A 20,135-nucleotide genomic window follows, 5' to 3' on the forward strand; every position below is an offset into this window, starting at 1 on the left:
CGCGCTGCCCTGCGCGATAGTCCAGCCCGATGCAGCCCCCCACGGCCCCGAGCCGAGACGAAGTTGCCCAGGGCAGTATCCGTCATCGGAGAGGAATTGACCAGCCGTCCGGCTAATCTTCCGAAAACTCTGCGGTACATGCAATATTTTTGCAGGTCAAACCCGGCGCAATCGCAATCGGAAATAACGTGGAGACCAGTCGGTTCGAGGGTAGTTACTATTTAGCAAGCTAAACGAGGATGGAAATGAACAACTCGACCGACTCCGGCCCGTGCCAGACCTCGATCTCCTCGCGGTAAGCCCGGGTGATCTCGGCGGACGCCGTCGCGTCATCTACCTGCGCCCAGACGTCCTCGACGGGATCGTGATAGTCGCCATTCGGCGCGAAACGGGCATAAACGCCTTTCGGCACCCGCACCAAGACGTCGCCCACCGGCACAGCGTCCGGGGACGGGTACTCGAAGCAGACCACCGCGTTGTAGTTCCCGGCCGGATCCGGCACGTACACCGTGTACATCGGATGGTCGTCGCCGGCCCGGTCGCGCAGCCGGTCCTTGAGGAAATCGATCAGGTCGCTGTTGCTGACCTTGAAGCTCGGGCGCACCCGCGGCACCACCAGCCCGCCGTAGATCGCCTCGGCACGCACCACGATCGCATAGCTCATCGCGCGTCGACCGCCAGGTACAGATCGATCTTGTAGGCGTGCGGGTAGCACTCGAAATCGCCGGTGTAGGTCCGTTTGATCTGGTTGTGCTCCTCGGCATAGGCGATCTGCGTCCACAGGTCGGTCATCACCTGCGGGAAGTTGCCGACCGAGGAGAACCGGGCGTAGGCCCCGCCCGGCAGCCGAGCGACCAGGTGGCCGCGGGTGACCTCGTCGAACGAGGCGCACTGATAGCCGACGATCTGTGTGTTGTAGGTGCCCAGCTCGCCGGTGTAATCGGTGTAGGCGCTGGCCAGCGGGCCGCCGAGTTCCTGGTGCAACACCGCGGCCCAGGCGGCCTCCAGATCACGGTCACGCAGTTCCCCGAGCGCACGTTTGGGGCTACGCACCGGCAGCCCGGCAACCCACGTCTCGTCCCGCTCGACGATTTCAAACTGCATGGAAAGACTCTTTCGGAGAAAGCCGGAGGTGAACCACCGCGTCCGGTCGGTCGGAATCGCCATGCTACCAACCCGGACCGGGTGGTACCGATCACACATCGCCCCCGACGACCGCGCGATCACCCCGCTGAACTGGACAGATGTCCGAAGCGGTACGGTCCGGACGGAGGCGATGGGCGGCCGACGGCACCGGCGGGTCGCGCTGATGCATAGTGGGCATGATCGTCCGGTTCGCCCCTCGGGCACCCCCGAACGGAGTTCTGATGAACGAGACGCCGATCTCCGACCGGCACCGCCGCGCCGCGCCCGGGCACGCCCGCGAGCACGCCGCCGACCCGAACAACCGGTACTGACATGTGCCGGACCATCGCCGAACTCGACGCGGCGGTCGCCGACTGCTTCGCCTGCCCGCGTCTGGTGGCCTGGCGAGAGCTCGTCGCGAGACAGAAGCGCGCCGCCTTCCGCGACCAGACCTACTGGGGCCGCCCGGTCCCCGGCTTCGGCCCGGCGGACGCGCGGATGCTGATCGTCGGACTCGCGCCCGCCGCGCACGGCGGTAACCGGACCGGGCGGATGTTCACCGGCGACCGTAGCGGCGACGTGCTCTACGCGGCGCTGTACGCGGTCGGCCTCGCCAACCAGCCGACCGCGATCAGCCTCGACGACGGCCTGCGGCTCGACGGCGTGCGGATCACCGCTCCGGTGCATTGCGCGCCACCGGACAACAAGCCGACGCCCGAGGAACGGGATCGCTGCGCCCACTGGCTGGATACCGAGTTGCGGTTGCTGACGCCCACCGTCCGGTCGGTGGTGGTACTCGGCGCGTTCGGCTGGCAAGCCTTGCTCCCGGTACTGGCACGGGCGGGCTGGGTGGTGCCGCGCCCGCGCCCGCGCTTCGGCCACGGCGCGCACGTGGAACTGGCCGCGACCGACGCCGAGCGGAACCCGCTGCACCTGTTCGGCTGCTATCACGTCAGTCAGCAGAACACCTTCACCGGACGACTCACTCCGGCCATGCTCGAGGCGGTCCTCGCCGACGCGGCCGAAACCGCCGGGCTCGAGGTACGGCGAAGCCACGCACCGCGCGGGTGATCGCTCCCGCATCGCCGCTGTCGCGCGATTCAGACGTGATCGACCAGGGCCGGGTGACCTGCTTCATGGGCGCAATGCGCGCAGCAGAAGTAGTCTCCCCGCGCCTCCACCCCATGGCCGAGGATGCGGCAGGAACAGTGCGTGCACGTGGGCGCCATGGCGTTGATCGCGCACTCGAAGCTGTCGAAGGTGGCGGACTCCCCGTCGCGGGTGATGGTGAACGTCTTGTCGTACTCGTTTCCGCAGGTTTCGCAGGTGGCCATCTGGTCTCACCGGTCCTCTCGCGTCGAATGGACTAGCGCGTCGCAGTTCGCGGTACCCAGCGCCGTCGACGCAAAACGAATCGGGAAACCTCAGCTCAGGCGCAGCGCTTGGACCGGGCAACTGTCCACGACGAGTTCGAGCAGCTCCCGTTCGGTCGGCGCGACCGTGTCCGCGGGCACGACGATGCCGTCCTCGCCCACCCGGAACAGATCCGGCGCCAGCGCTTCGCACATGCCATGGCCCGCGCACACGATGCGGTCGGCGACGATCCTCATCGGCCGATCCGCTCCAACCGGAGGGGCAGGCCGTCGGCGGGCACCGGTCCGGTCCCGGCGACCAGCGGTAGCTCGTAGCCGTCCGGCACGCTCCAGCGATACCGCAACAACATCTGGTGCACCACGGCTTTGACCGTCATGCCGCCGAAGTAGAGGCCGATGCACTTGTGCGCCCCGCCGCCGAAGGGCGCCCACGCGAAGCGGTGCGATCTGTCCTCACGGCGGTGGTCGGCGAACCGCTCCGGATCGAATGTGTCGGCGTCGTGCCAATACTCCTCGTTGCGCATGAGCCCGTACGTCCCGCACAGGATGAACGTCCCCTTCGGCAGGTAGTAGCCCAGAATGTCGGTGTCGGCGATGGTTTCGCGGACCTGCTGAGCCACCGGCGAGTAGACCCGCAGCGCCTCCTTGAACGCGAGGTCGAGCGAGGGCAGGCGGTCGAGGTCGTCGTAGTCGAGCGCGGGCTTGCCCAGCGCGACGGATTCCGCGCGCAGCCGCTCCTGCCATTCCGGATGCCTGCCCAGCTCGTAGACGAGCATGGACGCCGCGATGGTGCTGGTGTCGTGAGCGGCCATCATCACGAAGATCATGTGCTCGACCACCTCGTCGTCGGTGAAGGTCTCGCCCTCCGCGGTGCTCGCCCGGCACAGCACGCTGAACAGATCGTTGCCGTCGCCCGCGCGCTTGGCGGGCAGCTCGCGGCGGAAGTGCTCCTCCAGCACCCGGCGCCCGCGCAAGCCGCGGGCCCACACCCCGCCCGGCACGTTCGCCCGGATCAGCGCGGCCCCACCGCGCACCGCATCCTCGAAGGCGCGCTCCAGCCGTGCGGCGCCGACGCCGGCTTGCGCGCCCGCGAAGACCTCGGTGGCCTGCTGGAGCAGCAGCTTCTTGATCGCGCGGTAGACGCGGAAGTCGTCGGCCGGCTCCCATTGCGCGATGCCGCGGGTGATCCGCGGCGTGGTCATTTCGAGGTAGCCGATCAACCGCGGACGTGTGAAAGCCTGCTGCATGACGCGCCGGTGGAAGAGGTGGTCGTCGAAGTCGCGCAGCAGCAAGCCGCCGCGGAAGAACGGGCCGATCAGCCACTCCCAGCCGCGTTGCGCCGACAACACCTTGTTCCGGTCCAGCATCACCGCCTCGTACCCCTCCGGGCTGCCGAAGGTGACCATCCGCCTGCCGAGCATGCCGAACCACTGCACCGGACCGAAGCGATCGAAGCGGGTGCGCGCGAATCCGATCGGATCGGCCAAGGCGTGCACGGTGTACCCGATACCGGGAAGCCCGAAGTCGCCGAGCACCGGTTTCAGTCCGCTACCCTGCGGCGGATCGGCCAGCGGCCGCACCGGCGCCGGGTAATGCGCGACCGCCCGCGCGGCCGCCCGCTGCGCATGCCACGCCCAGGTGGTCCGCGCTCGGCGGATCGTGCCGGAGACCTCATCGAACGACTGGGGCACAAGCAGACTCATGACCGGCTTCCCTTCGCGACACTGCGGTAGTCCGACGATAGAGGAAACATACGTTTCCGTAAACGTTTGTTTCCCAATTTTGACTGTGCCAAGCTTGCGTGGTGACCCGAACCGTCAGCGGCACCTACCGCGGAGCCTCCACGGCCGAGCGCCGTGAGGACCGGCGCAGGCGGTTGCTCGACGCCGGCCTCGAGATCATCGGCACCCAGGGACTGTCGGCGTTGACCGTGCGCGGGGTCTGCGAACAGGCCAAAGTCGGCCCGCGCTTCTTCTACGAAGCGTTTCCCGACCGCGACGCGCTCGCCTCCGGCGTGCTGGTGGAGATCCAGCAGGCGGCGCTCGACCGGGCGAAGGCCGCCATCGCCGAGACCGCGGGCACGCCCGCCGACCGGATCCGCGCCGGGGTCGCGGCCCTCATCGTCGAACTCACCGACGATCCGCGCCGGGCGAAGGTGGCCTTCGCCCAGACCTACGGCGCCGAGGCGCTCATGCGCAGCAGGTTCGCGGGCATGCGCCAGGTCGCCGACGTCATCATCGAGCAGACGCGCCTGGTACTCGAATTGCCCGAAGGGCAGGACACCGCCATCGCCGCGACCTCGCAGCTGATCACCGGCGGCGCGGCCGAGCTGGTCATGGTCTGGCTGGACGGCGGACTCGACGTCGACCGGGACGGATTGATCGCGCTGCTCGGCGATTTCACCGTGGCGATGCTCGAGCGGCTGCCCGTGGTCGCCGCGCGACTGTCCGGTCTCACACCAGATTCCTGATCAACGACGACATCAGCGGCTCGCGCAACCCGGGCAGCGCGGCGAAGTCGCCCGCGACGACGCGGTTGGTCGCCAAGGAGACGACCGCGCCGATCACCGCCTCGCCCGCCAGCCGCTGATGCGGCCGGGCCGCGCCGAGCGCCGCGGCGAATCCGTCCACCAGAGCGGCCTGGGCCGCCAGCCGCCGCTCCAGCACGGCCCTGCCCGCCGCGTACACCTCGACCAGAAAGACCTTCGCGACCTGCGGTTCCTGCGCGAGGGTGGAGAAATACGCGTCGAGTGCGCGGTCTATCCGCTCGAGCGGCGTTCCATCGGCGGCGAGCGCTCCCGCGATCCGGGTCATCACGATCTCCACGGCCATGTCGTAGGCGGCGAGGAAGCACGCCTCCTTGTTCGCGAAATGCTGATAGAAGGTCATCCGCGATACCTCGGCCCGTTTCAGCACGTCGGCCACCGTCGCCGCCGCGTAGCCCTTGTCCGCGGCCGCCTCGATCATCGCCACCAGCAGGCGGGCCCGCTGCGCGGCCACCACGTCTTCCGGCGCGATGCCGTGATTACCGCCGTGCAGTTTCCCGCCCGCCCGCGCTTTCAGCAACGATCCTCGCTCCACGTACCGATGCTAGGCCGGTCACGGTCCCGCGCATACCGCGGCGACGATGCGCGGGAATCGGACCGCGAACGGTCCCGGGCGGGGCACAATGGCCGTCCGAGAGTGCTCGATTCGACGAAGAAGGAGCGTGATCGACAGTGCTAGGCAGACAGCCGGCGGGACGCGCCCTGGTCGCGGCGCTGTGCATCGGCGGGTTCGCCGCGTCGGCGGCCCCGGCGACGGCAGATGAACCCGCGTTCGTGAATATCGGGGTGGTCTACACCTTCGGCGATATCTGCTACGGCGAAGGCCGGGCAGGCGTCTCCTCGCCCACCGGAACACCCGGTGCGGCCCGTTTCGGCATCAGCTTCGCCAATCAGACCCCGGTGGACACGCCGTGCGCCTTCACCGCGTTCGCCAACTGGCGCAACCTCGACACCGGCGCCGCGGGCACCGTGGCCGTCCCCATCCGCGACGACACGGCTGGGAACCAACCACCGGGAACCGTCTTCGCCGCCCTGCCCACCGGCCCCGGCCGCGTACAGGTCGACGTGACAACCGACTACCCGCACGTGGCGGCCCCGCCGGTCGAGATCAAGATCAACTGAGGGTTCGACTCCGCCTTCCGCGCCGCATCCCTGGCGCTGCGTCGGTTTCCGCCAGTAGGCTGCGTTCCGAGCGCCTCGAGTCGGCGCGACGCAAAAGGGGGGATACACGGATGTCCGTGTCGGAAAAGCGCGTTGATCTCGATACTCGCCGCAGGGATCTCCGGCGGATGCTGGTCACCGGTCTCATCGCAGGCACGTTGGCGACCTCCGCATGCGGTGGCGGGTCAGGTCCGAAGAATCCCGCGCACCCGGTTCCGTCACCCATCCCGACGCCGACTTCCAGCAGTCAGGCGATCAGCGGCGAGAATCTGGGCTACCTGTGGCCGCTCACCGTCGACCACGGCACCCTGGAATGCCGGCCCGGCGACCTCGCCGTGTTCATCGCCCCCGACGGCACCGCCTACGCGCTCAACGACAACGCCTCCGCCGCCGGAATCGCGAGCATCGAACCCCTTCGCGCCACCGGTGCGGGAGGCGACAAGATCAGCCTCGGAGCCATGCGTAGCAAAACCCTCGCACTCTGCCATCTTTCCGGCTGACGACCGGCAGCTTTCCCCGGCTCCTCGCCGCCTCTTACCAGGAGCAGAGCGACGCGCAGGTGCATCACCCGATGAACGTCACGGCTCAGGCGTTCACAGCTGCCGAGATGGAGAGTGGAATCTCGGGCGCCCCCGTGATGACGACCATCGCACAGCAGGGATATCCAGTCGTGAACGAGCGGCCGAATCCGAGGACATCGCGGGCGTTCGGCGGATTCGCCGACGAAAGCGGGTGATGGCGGTGCGCGAGCTGGGCCCGGCTCCTAGACTGGGGAATTGCGGCACGGTCGACCGTCGAAGCGCCGCGGCAGCTTCGCGATCGGCGCAACTCGAAGTCCCGATCCAGCGAGGGCCGGTGCATCCGGTCCACCCCATGCAGGAGGGCCGCATGCCCGACTCGTTCCATCTACGCGTCTGCCTGGTCGGCCCAGGTTGCCTTTGCCCCACGGTGACGCTGTTCCTCGCACCGGAGCCGCTGATCCCCGGTGGCAACATGCTGCACCTACTCGAACAGACCCCGCTCTCCACCGACACCGGCGCACCGACCCCCGACGCCGAGGTAATCGACATGGTCGAGAACGAACCGGCAGCCGGGGACCCAGGGTTACGTCCCGAACTGCACGAGTTCCGTACCGGCCGCCCCGATCCCCATCAGGTCCACGACATCCTGCACGACCACCACATCACGGACGCCGCGCCGATCGGCTTGGACCTCACCGATCCCACCGAACTGACCCGCCTGGCCCTGCTCCCCGAACACCCCATCGGCTACCGCCGCATCGACGACTTCCAGCAGGAAGCGACCGCCCGCGCCATGCTCGCGGTCTACCGCCTCTTCGAGGTCGACCAGCGAGTCCGCCTGATGTACCACGGCTTCGCCGACCCCGGCACCGGCTGGTTCGCCCTGCGTAGCGCGACTGCTTGAGCCACCGGGCAGCTCTGCCCGATACGGGTGCACCGGCATGAAAGCCACCTGGCTCAGCGTTTGTTTTTGCGCTGATTGGCATTGAAGCGCGCCTTCTTCTGACGATTCCCGCACGTGTTCATGTCACACCATTTGCGGGTGCGGCTCTGACTGGTGTCGAAGAAGGCGGCTCGGCAGGTCGGCGATGCGCACAGGGCCAATTTTCCGTCGCGTTCGCCTGCGATAATGCTGATCGCGTCGGCGGCGATCACGCCTAGGGCATCTTCTACGCAGGAAGCCGAGCCGAGCCGCCATTGACGACCGCCCTCGGGCGTCAAAATGGCCGCCGCCCGCCCCGCCATGCTGCGGTCATTGATGACTCGGACGGCAGACGTGGGCAGAGGGTCATGAATCGCGGCCGCTGTCGCGGCGGCGTGAATCGATTCCCTCAGTTCCCGGGCGAGTTCGAGCTGAGCGGTGGTGCAGGAGTCCACGGCCAGGCCGCTCACGACCAGCCAGTCGACGAGTCGCTGCGGCGTGGGAATGCGTTCCACCGGGTCGCCATGACGCTCCGACAGAGTCCCCGTGAAGCTGGTCGCCAGCACGTTACCGAGGCGAAAGTCAGGAGGCCCAGCAGGCATGGAACCACCTTAGCTGGTTGCAGGGCGATGCGGAGCCATGTTAGAACCGTCTTAGCCGGTTCTCGATATGCCGTAGCCGGTTCCGCGATGACCAGGAGGTCTCATGTCCGCACTCGGCCACCTCGATCCGGTTTTCCCGCCCGACCCCGTCGGCGTGCAAGCATTCGAAGCCCACGCGAGTGACGCCGACCTCGACGAGCTGCGCGCGCGATTAGCCGCGGCGCGGCTACCGGAGGCCGAGACGGTCTATCGCGCCGCCCCCGACCCTCGCCGCTGGGACCAGGGCGTTCCTCTCGCCGACCTCATCGACGTCGTGGACTATTGGCGCACCGGGTACAACTGGCGGTCGTTCGAAGAGCGTCTCAACCGGATCGGCCAATTCCGCACGACCATCGACGATCTGGGAATCCACTTCCTGCACCGCCGATCCGCGCGCGCGGATGCCACTCCTCTGATCTTGACGCACGGCTGGCCGGACAGCATCGCTCGGTTCATCGATGTAGTGGACGAGCTGGCAGATCCGAAAGACGCGGACGCGCCGGCGTTCCACGTCGTGGTCCCGTCGCTACCAGGCTTCGGTTACAGCGACAAACCGGCCACCACCGGGTGGGGAACCGAAAAGATCGCGGCCGCATGGGTGGAACTGATGCGAAGGCTCGGCTACAGCAAGTTCGCAGCCCACGGCGGCGACTGGGGAGGCAATATCACCACGGTTCTCGGCGGCAGGTTCCCGGCGCAGGTTCTCGGCATCCACACGACATTCGCGCAGGCGCCGCCCGGGATGACAACGGACGGGCTGACGGCGGCCGAGCGCGAATGGACCGAGGAAACCCGCGATTTCTGGAGCGGATCGTCGACGCGCCACCGCGCGGCGTACGCGAAGCAGCAGGCGACCCGGCCACAGACCATCGGCTACTCGCTCGTCGACTCACCGGTCGGGCTAATCGCCTGGATCCTCGACAAGTTCGCCGAGTGGAGCGATACCGAAGACAGCCCGTTCGAGACGATTTCCAGAGACCGCATTCTCGACGACGTCACCCTGTATTGGCTGACGCGGACGGGAGCGTCGTCGGCCCGCATCTACTACGAGAGCCACAACTCGCTCGACCCCGAACTCCGGGTCGACGTCCCCTCAGCACTCACTATGTATCCCCGCGACATCGAGAAGTGTCCGCGCCCTTGGGCACAGCAGCGATACCGACAGATCGTCCGATGGACGTCCCCCGAAACCGGAGGCCATTTCCCGTCGCTGGAGGTCCCCGAGTATTTCGTCAAAGACCTGCAAGAAGGCCTCGCAGCGGTGCTGGACGCTAATCGGTGAACGCGGCCGTGCCCGGCCGAGTTATGTTGATGGCCGCGAGGTGTATTCGGCCCAGCGGTCGACCGCCTGTTCGAGACTGAGTGCCGCGACCTCGGCAGGAGCCATGCCGACCGTGTGGATCAATCGCTGTGCGAGCCAATCGGGGACAGGTTCGCGGATCGGTGTCGGTGGAATTCCGAGCGATTCGGCACTGCGGCCGAGTCGCTGGACCACTTCGCCGAGTTTGCTGAATTCCGGTAGCCGACCGGCCGCCGCGACGATACGGGCAGTTGCTTCCGCGTAGACCTCGGAGTCGGCGCGTGCTCCGATCGTCCAGATCTCGCAGATCTCGATCGTCTGCTGGTCGACGACCCGGTACACGATCCGCCACGTGTTGCGGCCGACGACCAGCTTGCGGAACCCGGTCAGTTCGCCGCCGAGTGGATAGCCTGCGTGCGGTGAATCCAGCAGCAGGAGCACCTTTTTGAGGATTTTGGGCACAGCGTCGGGACCGAGTTTTCGAAGGTCGTCGATTGCCGCGTCGGTGAAGAGGACTTCGACCATCGACTTACTCGTGGTCGTCGAGTTCGGCGAGAGATTCCCTCGTGTGACCGAATGCGCCGAGCACATCGTCCAGCGACGTTCGGTTCCCGCTGTCGGTCGCGGCCCGGGCGAGCACCAGTGCGAGATCACGCAGGTCGGACTCCGCGCGATCCAACTCGGCGAGCCGAGCCATGCTGACCACGGCCGCAACCGGCCGATGATGGCGGGTGACCACGAGGTCGGTGCCCCGTTCGGCATCCGCTACCAGTCCAGCGACACCTCGCTGCGAGGCGTCGGAAACGCTCAGCTCATGAGTGTTGCGCAGGATGGACATGCCGTAACTGTACAGAATTCTAGCTAGATTATCTATGCCGTGCCGCCTGCAGGAACCACCTGCGCGTGACAGGACCTACTGGATTTCACCGAGGAGTCGGCGATCGGCGGTCGGCCGATAGCGAAACCGGGGCCATCGGAAGCTGTTCGGTCACGATTTCGCAGAAGCGGATGCGGCGGTTGCCGAAGGAGGAGCGGGCATCGTTAGCACAGGACTACCGCAGCGGGATGACGGTATACGACCTGGCGGCAAAGTTCGGGATTGACCGGAGCAATTGTGAGCGCCGCCTGGTCGCGGGTGCGCACCTCTGCTTCACTGATTCGGTGCCCTCAGCCGGTGCCACCACCCGAATCCGCACACTCGACGGCCTCCACCTTGCAGGAACCATCGTCACCCCCGAACAGCCAGCGGCGCGTGCCGTCCCGCTGGTACACGGCGGGGGCGTCACCCGCGAGGAGGGCGGCTTCTTCACTCGCCTGGCCGCAGGTCTGGCCGATGCAGGATTCGCCTCGCTTCGCTTCGATCTTCGCGGTCATGGCGAGAGCGAGGGTCGACAATTAGATCACAGGACATGAGCTTAAACCGGCATGGCCGAGTTGGATGCCGTACAAGCCGGAGCTACGGCCGCGCAGCGAGGTGAAGAACCCAGCACAGCCGCGGTGCTGGCACGAAGCGTGCTGAAGCGGTACCTGCCGCAAACAGAACTCGCCACCCGAAGAGGTGGCGAGTCGCTGAAAGACCTTTGGTGGAGCTAAGGGGAATCGAACCCCTGACCTTCTCGATGCGAACGAGACGCGCTACCAACTGCGCTATAGCCCCGTGCGGTTCCGGGGAACCGCGCTGTGACACTGTATCAGGCCATCCGCCCAGACTCCGAATCGGTGCCCTGACCTGCGGGAACAGGTGGGGACTATGCGCCGGCGGCGCGGCGCATGTCGCCGTTGGCGCGGGTGCGCAGGGCGCGGGCGGTGGCGGGGTCGAAGGGGTCGAGGTGGGCGAACATGGGGTCTTCGTCGTCGGGGTCGACCAGGGTGGAGCGGCGGCGCAGGGCGCGGGCGGTGTCGCGGTCCATGGTGCCGTGTGAGGCGCGGGTTCGACGGGCGTGCGGATCGGCCTCGTCCTGGTGGCCACGGTTGAGGCGGGCGGCGCGCCTGCGGCGGATCTCCTCCTCCATCCGCACCTGCTTGCGCAGGTAGGCCAGGTAGGTCACCAGCACGGTGGCGGCGAGCCCGCAGGCCCACCACAGCAAGGGGGTGAGAACCAAGGCGAGCGCGCCGGAGAGGATGCCGGTGAGCAGCAGGCCGAGCACGGCGCGCTGCCGGAAGGTGTAGCGGGCCGCGCGCGCGATGGCGTCGGCCTCGGGGTCGTAACCGCCCCGGCCACGACGACTGGGGACGAAATCCTGTTCCGCCGAGCCTCCGCCGTCGTAGTCGTCGTACTCGTCGTATTCCACGCGCGCGGGCGCGGTGGAGCGCGCAGGCGGGATTCTGGCCGCGACCGTCTCGGGGTGGTATGCGCCCACGCCGCCATCATCGGTCTCCGCGTCGATCTTCGCAGCGACTTCAGCGGCTTCGGCGTCGGCCGACCGCGCGGCGGCCGACTCGGCCTCGTACGACTCGGCCTCGTCCGGCTCGGCCTCGTCCGGTGCCTCGGTCCCGAAGTCGTCGGCCTCGGTGTCGTCCGTTTCGGCGTCAGCGATGTCGGATGCCGCGACGTCGTCGGCCGCGGGCATGTTCTCCTCGTCGGTCTCGGTGACGGGCTCGTCGGCCGGTGTCGTCATCCGGTCCTCCGCATCATCGCTGTGGGGATACTTCCTCGGTACGCGGCGAGGCCGCCAGTTGGGATCGGTTTCGTGCCCGGCGGCCGGGCCTTTCCGCAGACGTCGTTTGCCTCCGCCGCGATGCAGGACCCTGGTCGCCAGCGCGGCGTCGGTGGTCCGGCGGATTCTCGGGTGGCGATCGGCGAGGATCGGGAACAGGACGAAGACCCAGAGCACGACCAGCCCGATCCACAGGATCGAATTCGGCATCGCGTCAGCACCTCCGTCCCGCCTGGGGTTTTGTCCGGCTCGGCCCGCGAGCGGTTCGTCACACGCTCCGCCCTCGGCCGGCCCCCGTCCGACGCAGCGGCGCGGACGCCGGTCCCCTCGCAGGCTCTGTGCCGATGACGCAAGACGCACCATCGACGTCCGTAGGCTAATTCCGGGTAGCACCAAGTTCCGGCAGGCGCGCCGTGCACATCCGCCACACCTGTCACATTTCCACCAATGTCACCGCGGCCGGGTGGCCGGATCTACAGCAGGGTGACGCGCCCCTCTCGCGCCAGCCGGTCCAGGACCGTTCCGGCCAGCTCCTCGACGGTGATGCCGACCAGCAGGTGATCCCGCCAGGCGCCGTCCACGTCGAGGTAGCGCCGTAGCAGTCCCTCTTCCCGGAAACCGACATTGCGCAGCACCGCCTGGCTGGCCAGATTCTCCGGCCGGACGGTCGCCTCGACCCGATGCAGACCGACCGGCCCGAAGCAGTGGTCGAGGCCCATCGCCAACGCCGCCGTCGCGACACCTTGCCCGCTGAGATCCTTGGCCACCCAGTAGCCGATCCAGGCCGAGCGCAGGGCGCCGCGCACGATATTGCCGACGGTCAACTGCCCGCTGAACACGCCGTCGACTTCGATCACCAACGGGATCATCGCGCCACGCCTGGCTTCCGCCTTGAGACTCGACCACAGCGACGGCCAATTGGAGGCGTGGTTGCGCGCCTCCCACGACCCGCGGCCGGTCGGCTCCCACGGCTCCAGATGCGCCCTGTCGCGCAAGCGGATCCGGCTCCAGGCCGCCGCATCGCGCAACCGCACCGGACGCAAGGTCACCTTTCCCGCCGCCACCCGGACCGGGCCCAGTCGCGCGGGCCACCCCGGATGCTGCGTGGCCCGGAAGACATTCATCGCGTCCACGTCTCAGCCACGCTGTGCGAGAAAGGCGACCTGGACTTCGTCACCGGTACGGATCTCGGTGTCGTCCGGGTCGATCACGATCAAACTGTTCGCTTCGGCGAGCGTGGCGAGCAGGTGCGAGGAGGAGTTCCCGTTGCCGAGCGGCTGTACGAGGTATTCACCCGTCGCTTCGTCCCGCATGAGCTGCGCGCGCAGATATCCCCTGCGCCCGGCCATGGAGCTGATCGGGGTGATGGTCCGCGCGCTGATGATCCGGCGCATCGGTTGCCTGCGCCCCAACGCGATTCGGATCAAAGGCCGCACCATCACCTCGAATACCACCAGCGCACCCACCGGGTTGGACGGCAGCAGGAAAGTCGGCACCTCGTCGCGGCCGAGCCGGCCGAAGCCCTGCACGGAACCGGGATGCATGGCCACGCGCGTGATTTCGAGCTCGCCGAGTCCTTCCAGTGCCTCCCTGACCTGTTCGGAGGCCCAGCCGCCGACCGCGCCCGCGATGACGACCACCTCGGAGCGCACCAGCTGGCCTTCGACCACGTCGCGCAACCGGCGCGGATCGGAGCTGACGATGCCGACGCGATTCACGTCCGCGCCGGCATCGCGCGCGGCCGCGGCCAGCGCGTAGGAGTTCACGTCGTAGACCTGGCCGGGGCCGGGCGTGCGATCGATATCGATCAGTTCGCCGCCCACCGAGAGCACCGATAGTCGCGGGCGCGGATGCACCAGCACTTTGTCCTGACCGACCGCCGCGAGCAGACCGACTTGCGCGGCGCCGATGATGGTCCCCGCCCGCACCGCCACGTCACCCGGCTGCACGTCGTCGCCGATGCGCCGCACGTAATCGCCGGAGCGCACCGGCTCGTACACCTTGATCCTGGCCCGGCCGCCGTCGGTGAAATCCAGCGGAAGCACCGCGTCGGCGAGAGTCGGCATCGGCGCGCCGGTGTCCACCCGGACGGTCTGGCGCGGCTGCAAGCGGATCGGCTGACGCGAACCGGCGACCACCTCGCCGACCACCGGGAGGGTCAGGTCGACGAGGTCGCCCGCTTCGTCGCGGATGTCGGCCCCGGCGGAAGCCACGTCGACGCTGCGCACGGCGTAACCGTCGATGGCGGCCTGATCGAAGCCGGGCAACGGCCGCTCGGTGACGACGTCCTCGGCGCACAGCAGACCCTGGGCCTCGGAAATCGCGACCCGGACCGGCCGGGGCGCGACCGCCGCGGCGGTCACCTTGATCTGCTGATCCTCAACCGAGCGCATCCAGCCCTTCCTGATCCTCTCCGCACTCCATCCGGTCTCGCCTGCGCGGGCACGCGCGATCCCGCCGCGGCGCAAGCGCATTCGCGCGCACCGCGGTGACCATCATTCGTACCCGACGGTCCACGCTCGGCGAAACCCCCGGCCGGGTCCCTCAGTCGTCGGTCGTCAGCTGCGGATCCCAGTCCGGACCGAGGCGGTGCTGCAACCACTCGCGCAGGGCGGGGCCGTATTCCTCTCGTTCCAATGCGAAATCGACCGCAGCACGAAGATAACCGCCCGGGTTGCCCAAATCGTGGCGCGACCCACGGTGCACCACCACATGAACCGGATGTCCCTCGGCGATCAGCAGTGCGATCGCGTCGGTGAGTTGCAGTTCGCCGCCCGCACCGGGCTCGATGCGGCGCAGCGCGTCGAAGATCGCGCGGTCCAGCAGATACCGGCCCGCGGCCGCGAACGTGGACGGCGCCTCGGCGAGCGCGGGCTTCTCCACCATTCCCTTGACGCGCAGCACGTTCGGGTTCACCGCGTCCGGCACCGGCGCGACGTCGAACACGCCGTAGGCGCTGACCTCGTCCTTGGGTACGTCGATGGCACACAGCACCGTTCCGCCGCGCTTGCGGCGCACCCGGCACATCACGTCGAGCACACCGCGGGGCAGCACCAGGTCGTCGGGCAGCAGGACGGCGATGACGTCCTCGTCGTCGTCGAGGGCCTGCTCGGCCTGGGCCACGGCGTGCCCGAGCCCGAGCGGCTCCTCCTGCACCACCGAGGTCACATCGAGCAGCCCCGGCGCCTTGCGCACCTTCTCCAGCAGCTTGAACTTGCCGCGCTCTTCCAGCGTGCTCTCCAGCACCAAGTCCTCGACGAAGTGCGCGACCACGCCGTCTTTGCCCGGGGAGGTGACGATCACCAGGCGCTCGGCGCCCGATCCGGCCGCCTCGGCGGCGACCAGCTCGATGCCGGGGGTGTCCACCACCGGGAGGAGTTCTTTGGGCACCGTCTTGGTGGCGGGCAGGAACCGTGTTCCGAGCCCGGCCGCGGGCACCACGGCCGTGCGGAAGCACGACTCCGCCGGGGCGCCACCGGGCTGTCCGGACTTTGCTGTCATACGCATACCCTATCCATCCATCACGCCGCCGGATCGGCGTCGAGCCGACTCGGTCCCGGGGTGAGCCTATGGTGATCACTGTGAAGATGCCCGGCGAGCGCGATAAACATGCATGGCGCATCGAACTACTCGCCCGGCGAGCTGTGATGCGCGCCACGGAGCGCGAAAAAGAAGCGTTCGCCCTGGCCACGGCGATGGACACCCTGAAAGCCCAGGGGTGGGTCTGCGCCTACGTACCGGTGGCGGGTGAACCGGGATCGACGGCGATGCTGGATGCGCTGCTGGCCGGTGGCGCGCGGATACTCCTGCCGGTCACCGGGCCGCCGGGGCCGTTGAGCTGGGCCGAGTACACCGGCGCGGACGCGCTGCGGCGGGCCCGCTACGGCTTGCTCGAACCCACCGGCGCGGTGCTGCCGCCGGACGCCGTGACCCGGGCCGATCTGATCCTGGTCCCCGCCCTCGCGGTCGACTTGCGCGGGGTGCGACTCGGCCGTGGCGCGGGCTACTACGACCGCACGCTGCCCGCCGCGCGTCCGGACGCGCGGCTGGTCGCGGTGGTCCGGGACGACGAGCTGGTCGACCGGCTGCCCGAGGAGCCGCACGATCGGCGCATGGGCTGGGCGCTCACACCACAGGGCGGCCTGCGCCGCTTGGGCGACCATTACGCTGGGGAATGAAACACCGATTGGCGGTGTTGGCACTGTCGGCTGTAGAGTGCCAGATCGACGAACACCGCGGAGGATCCTGTGCCTACTTACTCGTATGCGTGCACCCAGTGTGACAACCGCTTCGACATCGTTCAGTCCTTCACGGACGAGGCGCTGACGGTGTGCTCGGAGTGCTCCGGCAAGCTGCGCAAGCTGTTCAACTCGGTCGGCATCGTCTTCAAGGGCAGCGGCTTCTACCGCACCGACAGCCGGGGCGGCTCCACGACCGCCAGCGAGCCGGCCAAGTCCGACAGCGGTTCGAGTTCCTCTTCCGACTCCGGGTCGTCGAGTTCCGGGTCGTCGAGCGGGTCAACCGCATCCACCAGCACGGCCGTGGCCAGCTGATTCGACGGGTTTTCCACAGCCAGTCACCTATCCACAGCCCACCGTGATCCCGGCCGGGTGAGCGCGCGTCCGGCCATAGGATCCGGCCATGACTCGTGTACTCGCCGACCTCGGCCCCGACGGCTGGAATCCGGCCGGGTGGCAGCGACCGCCCTGGGCCGACGCCGTGCTCGCCCGACGGCTGCTCGCGGCCGCGCTCGCCGCCGTCGCGGTCTTGCTCTTCCTTCGCGGTGACCCGGATACCGAACGCACGACGGTCCTCGTCGCGGGCCGGGATCTGGCGCCGGGAAGACTCCTCGAAGCAGGTGACCTGCGCCCCGCACCGCGCGAAGCGGGCACGCTGCCCGCGGGTGCGGTCGCCGATCCCGCCGTGCTCGTCGGCGCGACGCTGACCGGCGCCATGCGGCAGGGAGAGGTCTTCACCGATCTACGCGTCGTCGGCCCGCGTTTGGCCGCGGCGGCGACCGGCGCGCGCGAGGCGCGCATCGTGCCCATCCGCCTCGCCGACACTGCGGTCGCCGACATCTTGCGCGCGGGTGATCGCGTGGACGTGATCGGCGCCGAAGACGCGAACGGCCCCGGCACCCGTTCCGCCCGCACCCTCGCCACCGATTCCGCCATCATCCTCGTCGCCGGCGCGGGTGACGGACGCGGAGCCGCGGAACGCGTGGTGTTGGTGGCGATGGACGCCGAGCACGCCACCGCCGTGGCCGCGGCGTCACTGCGCACCGCGCTCACCGTCGTCTTCCACTGACCCGCCGACATGCTTCGCCGAAGCACCACACTGAGAGGTGCTGATGCAGATTCGCGATCTGCTCGCCGAGAGCCGGACCAGCGCGGTCAATTCACCCGCGCCGCAAGCGAAACGGGCCCGTCATCGACGAGCCCGTTCGCGTTGCGCGCGTTACTCTCCCGCTCAGCCGAGGCTGAAAGGCGCTCCCCACAACGTCACCCAGGTGATGACATTGTCGGTCTCGACCTCGACGCTGACGAAAGCACGCGCCTGGGCGTAGCCTCCGCAACCGTTGAGACCGATGGTCTCATCGGCCCACGTCACCGAACCGGACGTGCCCTTGAACGCATTACGGGTCTTGTGCGTCTCGTTACCGAAATCATCCGCCTGCTCCAGATCGAGCACATAGAACGACTTCGACTGCCCCGGACCCAACGACAGATTGCCGCCCGAGTTGGCGCCGACGCCGCCGGTGACGTTCTGTCCATCGCTCCAGTCCACATTGCCGTCGACGCCACCGGTGGCACCGCCACCGGCGATGTTGACCTGGCAGCCGACGGTGTAGCCCGGGAAGATCTTGCCGCCCGCCGAGCCCGACAGGTCCACTTGTGCGCTACCGGACACCCATGCGTTGCGGTGCAAGGGTGTAGCGCCCATGGACGGACTGATGGTCGCGGACTCGCCGACCAGGCGAATGGTCACGACGGTGCCGTCCGACAGCGTCTTGGTCAGCTCGCCGCCCGGCAGCGGGACGAAGGTGTCGGCGTTCGCCGCACCCGTGGAGAGCAGACCTACCGCGATGGCCGCGGACGCGCACAGCCCGGCCACGCGCGCCAATTTTTTACGATCGAACATGATGGTAATTCCCCTAGAGAATCGAGTTCGCTTCAGCGAAAAGAGATTTGATGGATCCGACCCGCGTTCAGCCGATGCTGAACGGCATCCCGTAGAGGGTGGTCTTCGAGTAGTGATCGCCGATGATCTCGACGACCGTGTACGAACGCGCCTGCGCGTAACCCGCGCAGCCCTGGATCTGAATCTCGGCATCCTGATACTCCACCGAGTACACACCCGGCTTCAGAATGTCCTTGTAATCGATCTGAACGAACTTGACCTCACCGGGACCGAGATTGATGCCGATCGAACCACCGGCGCTCGCGCCACTGAGGTTCACACTGCCCGACACGCCCGCGGAGATGGCGTCGTCGGCGATGCTGACCTGGCAGCCGACGATGTAGCCGGTGCTCAACTGCGACGCACCGTGGGTGGATGAATTATTCGTACCCGGATTCCCGGTCGGCCCGTTGTTGGGGCCGATTTCACCTTCCGGCGTCACGGCGACGTCGGCGACGGCATTCCCCGAAACCCACACGACACGGCCGGCACCGTTCGCGGCAAGGGATGGGGAGATCAGGGCGCGCTCACCCGTACGGGCGATGTTCACGCCAGGGCCTACCTTGTGGCCGTCCGGCAACGGCACGAAGGTATCGGCGTCGGCGGCGCCGGTCGAGAACAGACCGGTGGCCACGGTTGCCACGGCAGCGGCGCCCGCGACGCGGACGCCTCGAGACAGACCGTTGATGCGGTACTTGCTCATGTTTTTCCTCATCAGGTTGCATCCGCCCACCCCAGGGTGTCGAGGCGGACGTGTCCCTCCAAAGCCGACGGCGCGCTCGGTGGAATGTGCTGTCCACCAGACGATCCGCCGACCATCGCGTCATCGAGCGATCTCGGACGAAACAATGCTATTCGGTATCAACCAGACTTTTCCGGAAATTCAGGCAATTCGTCACGCAACATAAACGATCCGACTAGGATCGCGCCGCCTTGCGGCGCAATGGAATTCATGACGAAATGGACCCGCCGCGATACGAGGGGTCCATTTCATCAATGGCTACGGGTTTTTCACCCGTAGCTCACTCAGCCGAGGCTGAAAGGCTGTCCCCACAACGTCACCCAGGTGATCACGTTGTCGGTCTCGACCTCGACGCTGACGAAAGCACGCGCCTGGGCGTAGCCTCCGCAACCGTTCAGGCCGATGGTCTCATCGGCCCACGTCACCGAACCGGACGTGCCCTTGAACGCATTACGGGTCTTGTGCGTCTCGTTACCGAAATCATCGGCCTGCTCCAGATCGAGCACGTAGAACGACTTCGACTGGCCGGGGCCGAGCGAGAGGTTGCCGCCGGAGTTGGCGCCGACGCCGCCGGTGACGTTCTGCCCGTCGCTCCAGTCGACGTTGCCGTCGACGCCACCGGTGGCACCGCCACCGGCGATGTTGACCTGGCAGCCGACGGTGTAGCCCGGGAAGATCTTGCCGCCCGCCGAGCCGGAGAGCTCGACCTGCGCGCTACCGGAGACCCACGCGTTGCGGTGCAGCGGCGTCGCGCCCATGGACGGGCTGATGTTCGCCGACTCGCCGACCAGGCGAATGGTCACGACGGTGCCGTCCGACAGCGTCTTGGTCAGCTCGCCGCCCGGCAGCGGGACGAAGGTGTCGGCATTCGCCGCACCCGTGGAGAACAGGCCCATGGCGATGGTGGCAGCGGCGCCGACGCCGGCCATCCGCGCCAGGTTCTTACGGTTGATCATGGTTGATATCCC

General features: G+C 67.9%; 26 protein-coding genes and 1 tRNA gene. 10 read left to right on the top strand and 17 right to left on the bottom strand.

Going from position 1 to position 20,135, the window contains the following annotated elements:
* Window positions 1-229: 229 nt before the first annotated feature.
* Window positions 230-664 (bottom strand): effector binding domain-containing protein, encoded by a 435-nt coding sequence (locus ON29_RS24400; protein ID WP_040869832.1) that lies wholly within the window; start codon window positions 662-664, stop codon window positions 230-232.
* Window positions 661-1,104: a GyrI-like domain-containing protein gene (locus ON29_RS24405; RefSeq protein WP_040869994.1), complete on the bottom strand. Its 444-nt coding sequence runs from the start codon at window positions 1,102-1,104 to the stop codon at window positions 661-663. Before ON29_RS24405 ends, ON29_RS24400 begins: the two co-directional genes overlap by 4 nt.
* A 354-nt stretch (window positions 1,105-1,458) precedes the next feature.
* Here ON29_RS24405 and ON29_RS24410 point away from each other — a divergent pair, with 354 nt between their 5' ends.
* On the top strand, window positions 1,459-2,196 hold the full coding sequence (locus tag ON29_RS24410) for a uracil-DNA glycosylase (RefSeq protein WP_040869834.1): 738 nt from the start codon (window positions 1,459-1,461) through the stop codon (window positions 2,194-2,196).
* Window positions 2,197-2,225: 29 nt separating this feature from the next.
* Here the strand turns inward: ON29_RS24410 and ON29_RS24415 are convergent, their stop codons facing one another.
* From ON29_RS24415 to ON29_RS24425, 3 genes are all read right to left on the bottom strand, one after another.
* A complete protein-coding gene (locus ON29_RS24415) occupies window positions 2,226-2,459 on the bottom strand; it encodes a metallothionein (protein ID WP_040869836.1) in 234 nt (77 codons plus the stop codon).
* A gap of 90 nt (window positions 2,460-2,549) precedes the next feature.
* Window positions 2,550-2,735, bottom strand: coding sequence for a ferredoxin (locus tag ON29_RS24420; protein WP_040869838.1), 186 nt, complete (start codon window positions 2,733-2,735; stop codon window positions 2,550-2,552).
* Entirely contained in the window at window positions 2,732-4,201 is a 1,470-nt protein-coding gene (locus ON29_RS24425) for a cytochrome P450 (RefSeq protein WP_040869840.1), read from the bottom strand. The genes ON29_RS24420 and ON29_RS24425 overlap by 4 nt, the downstream gene beginning before the upstream one ends.
* 101 nt (window positions 4,202-4,302) lie before the next feature.
* Between ON29_RS24425 and ON29_RS24430 the strand changes: the two genes are divergently transcribed.
* The gene (locus ON29_RS24430) at window positions 4,303-4,968 is read left to right on the top strand and encodes a TetR/AcrR family transcriptional regulator (protein ID WP_040869841.1); all 666 of its coding nucleotides are present in this window, start codon (window positions 4,303-4,305) and stop codon (window positions 4,966-4,968) included.
* On the opposite strand, the gene ON29_RS24435 is transcribed toward ON29_RS24430, so the two are convergent.
* Window positions 4,952-5,578 (bottom strand): TetR/AcrR family transcriptional regulator, encoded by a 627-nt coding sequence (locus ON29_RS24435; RefSeq protein ID WP_083864044.1) that lies wholly within the window; start codon window positions 5,576-5,578, stop codon window positions 4,952-4,954. The genes ON29_RS24430 and ON29_RS24435 overlap by 17 nt on opposite strands.
* Window positions 5,579-5,715: 137 nt before the next feature.
* Here ON29_RS24435 and ON29_RS34005 point away from each other — a divergent pair, with 137 nt between their 5' ends.
* From ON29_RS34005 to ON29_RS24450, 3 genes are all read left to right on the top strand, one after another.
* The gene (locus tag ON29_RS34005) at window positions 5,716-6,165 is read left to right on the top strand and encodes a hypothetical protein (protein ID WP_051175551.1); all 450 of its coding nucleotides are present in this window, start codon (window positions 5,716-5,718) and stop codon (window positions 6,163-6,165) included.
* 167 nt (window positions 6,166-6,332) lie between these two features.
* Complete coding sequence (locus ON29_RS24445) at window positions 6,333-6,704, top strand: DUF2511 domain-containing protein (RefSeq protein ID WP_040869843.1); 372 nt, start codon at window positions 6,333-6,335, stop codon at window positions 6,702-6,704.
* Window positions 6,705-7,092: 388 nt separating this feature from the next.
* Window positions 7,093-7,629: a hypothetical protein gene (locus tag ON29_RS24450; protein ID WP_040869999.1), complete on the top strand. Its 537-nt coding sequence runs from the start codon at window positions 7,093-7,095 to the stop codon at window positions 7,627-7,629.
* A 53-nt stretch (window positions 7,630-7,682) separates the two neighbouring features.
* Here the strand turns inward: ON29_RS24450 and ON29_RS24455 are convergent, their stop codons facing one another.
* Window positions 7,683-8,249 (bottom strand): CGNR zinc finger domain-containing protein, encoded by a 567-nt coding sequence (locus ON29_RS24455; RefSeq protein WP_040869845.1) that lies wholly within the window; start codon window positions 8,247-8,249, stop codon window positions 7,683-7,685.
* A 103-nt stretch (window positions 8,250-8,352) separates the two neighbouring features.
* Here ON29_RS24455 and ON29_RS24460 point away from each other — a divergent pair, with 103 nt between their 5' ends.
* Window positions 8,353-9,570: an epoxide hydrolase family protein gene (locus ON29_RS24460; RefSeq protein ID WP_051175552.1), complete on the top strand. Its 1,218-nt coding sequence runs from the start codon at window positions 8,353-8,355 to the stop codon at window positions 9,568-9,570.
* 21 nt (window positions 9,571-9,591) lie between these two features.
* On the opposite strand, the gene ON29_RS24465 is transcribed toward ON29_RS24460, so the two are convergent.
* Window positions 9,592-10,113 carry a type II toxin-antitoxin system RelE family toxin gene (locus ON29_RS24465; RefSeq protein WP_040869847.1) on the bottom strand — a complete coding sequence of 174 codons (522 nt, stop codon included), beginning with the start codon at window positions 10,111-10,113 and terminating at the stop codon, window positions 9,592-9,594.
* Between the two features lie 4 nt (window positions 10,114-10,117).
* Window positions 10,118-10,426 (bottom strand): type II toxin-antitoxin system Phd/YefM family antitoxin, encoded by a 309-nt coding sequence (locus ON29_RS24470; RefSeq protein WP_040869849.1) that lies wholly within the window; start codon window positions 10,424-10,426, stop codon window positions 10,118-10,120.
* Window positions 10,427-10,653: 227 nt separating this feature from the next.
* Between ON29_RS24470 and ON29_RS35020 the strand changes: the two genes are divergently transcribed.
* Complete coding sequence (locus ON29_RS35020; protein WP_245549096.1) at window positions 10,654-11,001, top strand: alpha/beta hydrolase; 348 nt, start codon at window positions 10,654-10,656, stop codon at window positions 10,999-11,001.
* Between the two features lie 168 nt (window positions 11,002-11,169).
* Here ON29_RS35020 and ON29_RS24480 read toward each other — a convergent pair.
* The 5 genes from ON29_RS24480 to ON29_RS24500 form a co-directional block, all read right to left on the bottom strand.
* A tRNA-Ala gene (locus ON29_RS24480) sits at window positions 11,170-11,245 on the bottom strand.
* Window positions 11,246-11,336: 91 nt separating this feature from the next.
* Window positions 11,337-12,455, bottom strand: a complete 1,119-nt coding sequence (gene sepX / locus ON29_RS24485; protein ID WP_040869853.1) for a divisome protein SepX/GlpR — start codon at window positions 12,453-12,455, stop codon at window positions 11,337-11,339.
* Window positions 12,456-12,718: 263 nt separating this feature from the next.
* The gene (locus ON29_RS24490) at window positions 12,719-13,369 is read right to left on the bottom strand and encodes a GNAT family N-acetyltransferase (protein ID WP_040870003.1); all 651 of its coding nucleotides are present in this window, start codon (window positions 13,367-13,369) and stop codon (window positions 12,719-12,721) included.
* A gap of 12 nt (window positions 13,370-13,381) precedes the next feature.
* Window positions 13,382-14,638: a molybdotransferase-like divisome protein Glp gene (glp, locus tag ON29_RS24495; protein ID WP_040870005.1), complete on the bottom strand. Its 1,257-nt coding sequence runs from the start codon at window positions 14,636-14,638 to the stop codon at window positions 13,382-13,384.
* A gap of 151 nt (window positions 14,639-14,789) precedes the next feature.
* Window positions 14,790-15,746: a UTP--glucose-1-phosphate uridylyltransferase gene (locus ON29_RS24500; RefSeq protein ID WP_040869854.1), complete on the bottom strand. Its 957-nt coding sequence runs from the start codon at window positions 15,744-15,746 to the stop codon at window positions 14,790-14,792.
* 68 nt (window positions 15,747-15,814) lie between these two features.
* Between ON29_RS24500 and ON29_RS24505 the strand changes: the two genes are divergently transcribed.
* The 3 genes from ON29_RS24505 (at window position 15,815) to ON29_RS24510 (ending at window position 17,552) form a co-directional block, all read left to right on the top strand.
* Entirely contained in the window at window positions 15,815-16,423 is a 609-nt protein-coding gene (locus tag ON29_RS24505; RefSeq protein ID WP_040869855.1) for a 5-formyltetrahydrofolate cyclo-ligase, read from the top strand.
* A 69-nt stretch (window positions 16,424-16,492) separates the two neighbouring features.
* Window positions 16,493-16,798, top strand: coding sequence for an FmdB family zinc ribbon protein (locus ON29_RS35025; protein WP_083864045.1), 306 nt, complete (start codon window positions 16,493-16,495; stop codon window positions 16,796-16,798).
* A gap of 88 nt (window positions 16,799-16,886) precedes the next feature.
* On the top strand, window positions 16,887-17,552 hold the full coding sequence (locus ON29_RS24510; RefSeq protein WP_040869857.1) for an SAF domain-containing protein: 666 nt from the start codon (window positions 16,887-16,889) through the stop codon (window positions 17,550-17,552).
* Between the two features lie 162 nt (window positions 17,553-17,714).
* On the opposite strand, the gene ON29_RS24515 is transcribed toward ON29_RS24510, so the two are convergent.
* The 3 genes from ON29_RS24515 to ON29_RS24525 all read right to left on the bottom strand — a co-directional run bounded on the left by ON29_RS24515 (window position 17,715) and on the right by ON29_RS24525 (window position 20,123).
* Window positions 17,715-18,386, bottom strand: a complete 672-nt coding sequence (locus ON29_RS24515; protein ID WP_040869858.1) for an MspA family porin — start codon at window positions 18,384-18,386, stop codon at window positions 17,715-17,717.
* A 67-nt stretch (window positions 18,387-18,453) separates the two neighbouring features.
* A complete protein-coding gene (locus tag ON29_RS24520; RefSeq protein ID WP_040870007.1) occupies window positions 18,454-19,128 on the bottom strand; it encodes an MspA family porin in 675 nt (224 codons plus the stop codon).
* Between the two features lie 323 nt (window positions 19,129-19,451).
* Window positions 19,452-20,123: an MspA family porin gene (locus tag ON29_RS24525; RefSeq protein ID WP_040869860.1), complete on the bottom strand. Its 672-nt coding sequence runs from the start codon at window positions 20,121-20,123 to the stop codon at window positions 19,452-19,454.
* Window positions 20,124-20,135 lie beyond the last annotated feature (12 nt).

The sequence above is a fragment of the Nocardia exalbida NBRC 100660 genome, assembly GCF_000308575.1.
GTDB lineage: Bacteria > Actinomycetota > Actinomycetes > Mycobacteriales > Mycobacteriaceae > Nocardia > Nocardia exalbida.

Bases quoted from the DNA above. Each gene is read 5' to 3' on its own strand.
- ON29_RS24400 (WP_040869832.1), bottom strand. From the start codon at position 664: ATGAGCTATGCGATCGTGGTGCGTGCCGAGGCGATCTACGGCGGGCTG.
- ON29_RS24405 (WP_040869994.1), bottom strand. From the start codon at position 1,104: ATGCAGTTTGAAATCGTCGAGCGGGACGAGACGTGGGTTGCCGGGCTG.
- ON29_RS24410 (WP_040869834.1), top strand. From the start codon at position 1,459: ATGTGCCGGACCATCGCCGAACTCGACGCGGCGGTCGCCGACTGCTTC.
- ON29_RS24415 (WP_040869836.1), bottom strand. From the start codon at position 2,459: ATGGCCACCTGCGAAACCTGCGGAAACGAGTACGACAAGACGTTCACC.
- ON29_RS24420 (WP_040869838.1), bottom strand. From the start codon at position 2,735: ATGAGGATCGTCGCCGACCGCATCGTGTGCGCGGGCCATGGCATGTGC.
- ON29_RS24425 (WP_040869840.1), bottom strand. From the start codon at position 4,201: ATGAGTCTGCTTGTGCCCCAGTCGTTCGATGAGGTCTCCGGCACGATC.
- ON29_RS24445 (WP_040869843.1), top strand. From the start codon at position 6,333: ATGCTGGTCACCGGTCTCATCGCAGGCACGTTGGCGACCTCCGCATGC.
- ON29_RS24450 (WP_040869999.1), top strand. From the start codon at position 7,093: ATGCCCGACTCGTTCCATCTACGCGTCTGCCTGGTCGGCCCAGGTTGC.
- ON29_RS24455 (WP_040869845.1), bottom strand. From the start codon at position 8,249: ATGCCTGCTGGGCCTCCTGACTTTCGCCTCGGTAACGTGCTGGCGACC.
- ON29_RS24460 (WP_051175552.1), top strand. From the start codon at position 8,353: ATGTCCGCACTCGGCCACCTCGATCCGGTTTTCCCGCCCGACCCCGTC.
- ON29_RS24465 (WP_040869847.1), bottom strand. From the start codon at position 10,113: ATGGTCGAAGTCCTCTTCACCGACGCGGCAATCGACGACCTTCGAAAA.
- ON29_RS24470 (WP_040869849.1), bottom strand. From the start codon at position 10,426: ATGTCCATCCTGCGCAACACTCATGAGCTGAGCGTTTCCGACGCCTCG.
- ON29_RS35020 (WP_245549096.1), top strand. From the start codon at position 10,654: ATGACGGTATACGACCTGGCGGCAAAGTTCGGGATTGACCGGAGCAAT.
- sepX (WP_040869853.1), bottom strand. From the start codon at position 12,455: ATGCCGAATTCGATCCTGTGGATCGGGCTGGTCGTGCTCTGGGTCTTC.
- ON29_RS24490 (WP_040870003.1), bottom strand. From the start codon at position 13,369: ATGAATGTCTTCCGGGCCACGCAGCATCCGGGGTGGCCCGCGCGACTG.
- glp (WP_040870005.1), bottom strand. From the start codon at position 14,638: ATGCGCTCGGTTGAGGATCAGCAGATCAAGGTGACCGCCGCGGCGGTC.
- ON29_RS24500 (WP_040869854.1), bottom strand. From the start codon at position 15,746: ATGACAGCAAAGTCCGGACAGCCCGGTGGCGCCCCGGCGGAGTCGTGC.
- ON29_RS24505 (WP_040869855.1), top strand. From the start codon at position 15,815: ATGGTGATCACTGTGAAGATGCCCGGCGAGCGCGATAAACATGCATGG.
- ON29_RS24510 (WP_040869857.1), top strand. From the start codon at position 16,887: ATGACTCGTGTACTCGCCGACCTCGGCCCCGACGGCTGGAATCCGGCC.
- ON29_RS24515 (WP_040869858.1), bottom strand. From the start codon at position 18,386: ATGTTCGATCGTAAAAAATTGGCGCGCGTGGCCGGGCTGTGCGCGTCC.
- ON29_RS24520 (WP_040870007.1), bottom strand. From the start codon at position 19,128: ATGAGCAAGTACCGCATCAACGGTCTGTCTCGAGGCGTCCGCGTCGCG.
- ON29_RS24525 (WP_040869860.1), bottom strand. From the start codon at position 20,123: ATGATCAACCGTAAGAACCTGGCGCGGATGGCCGGCGTCGGCGCCGCT.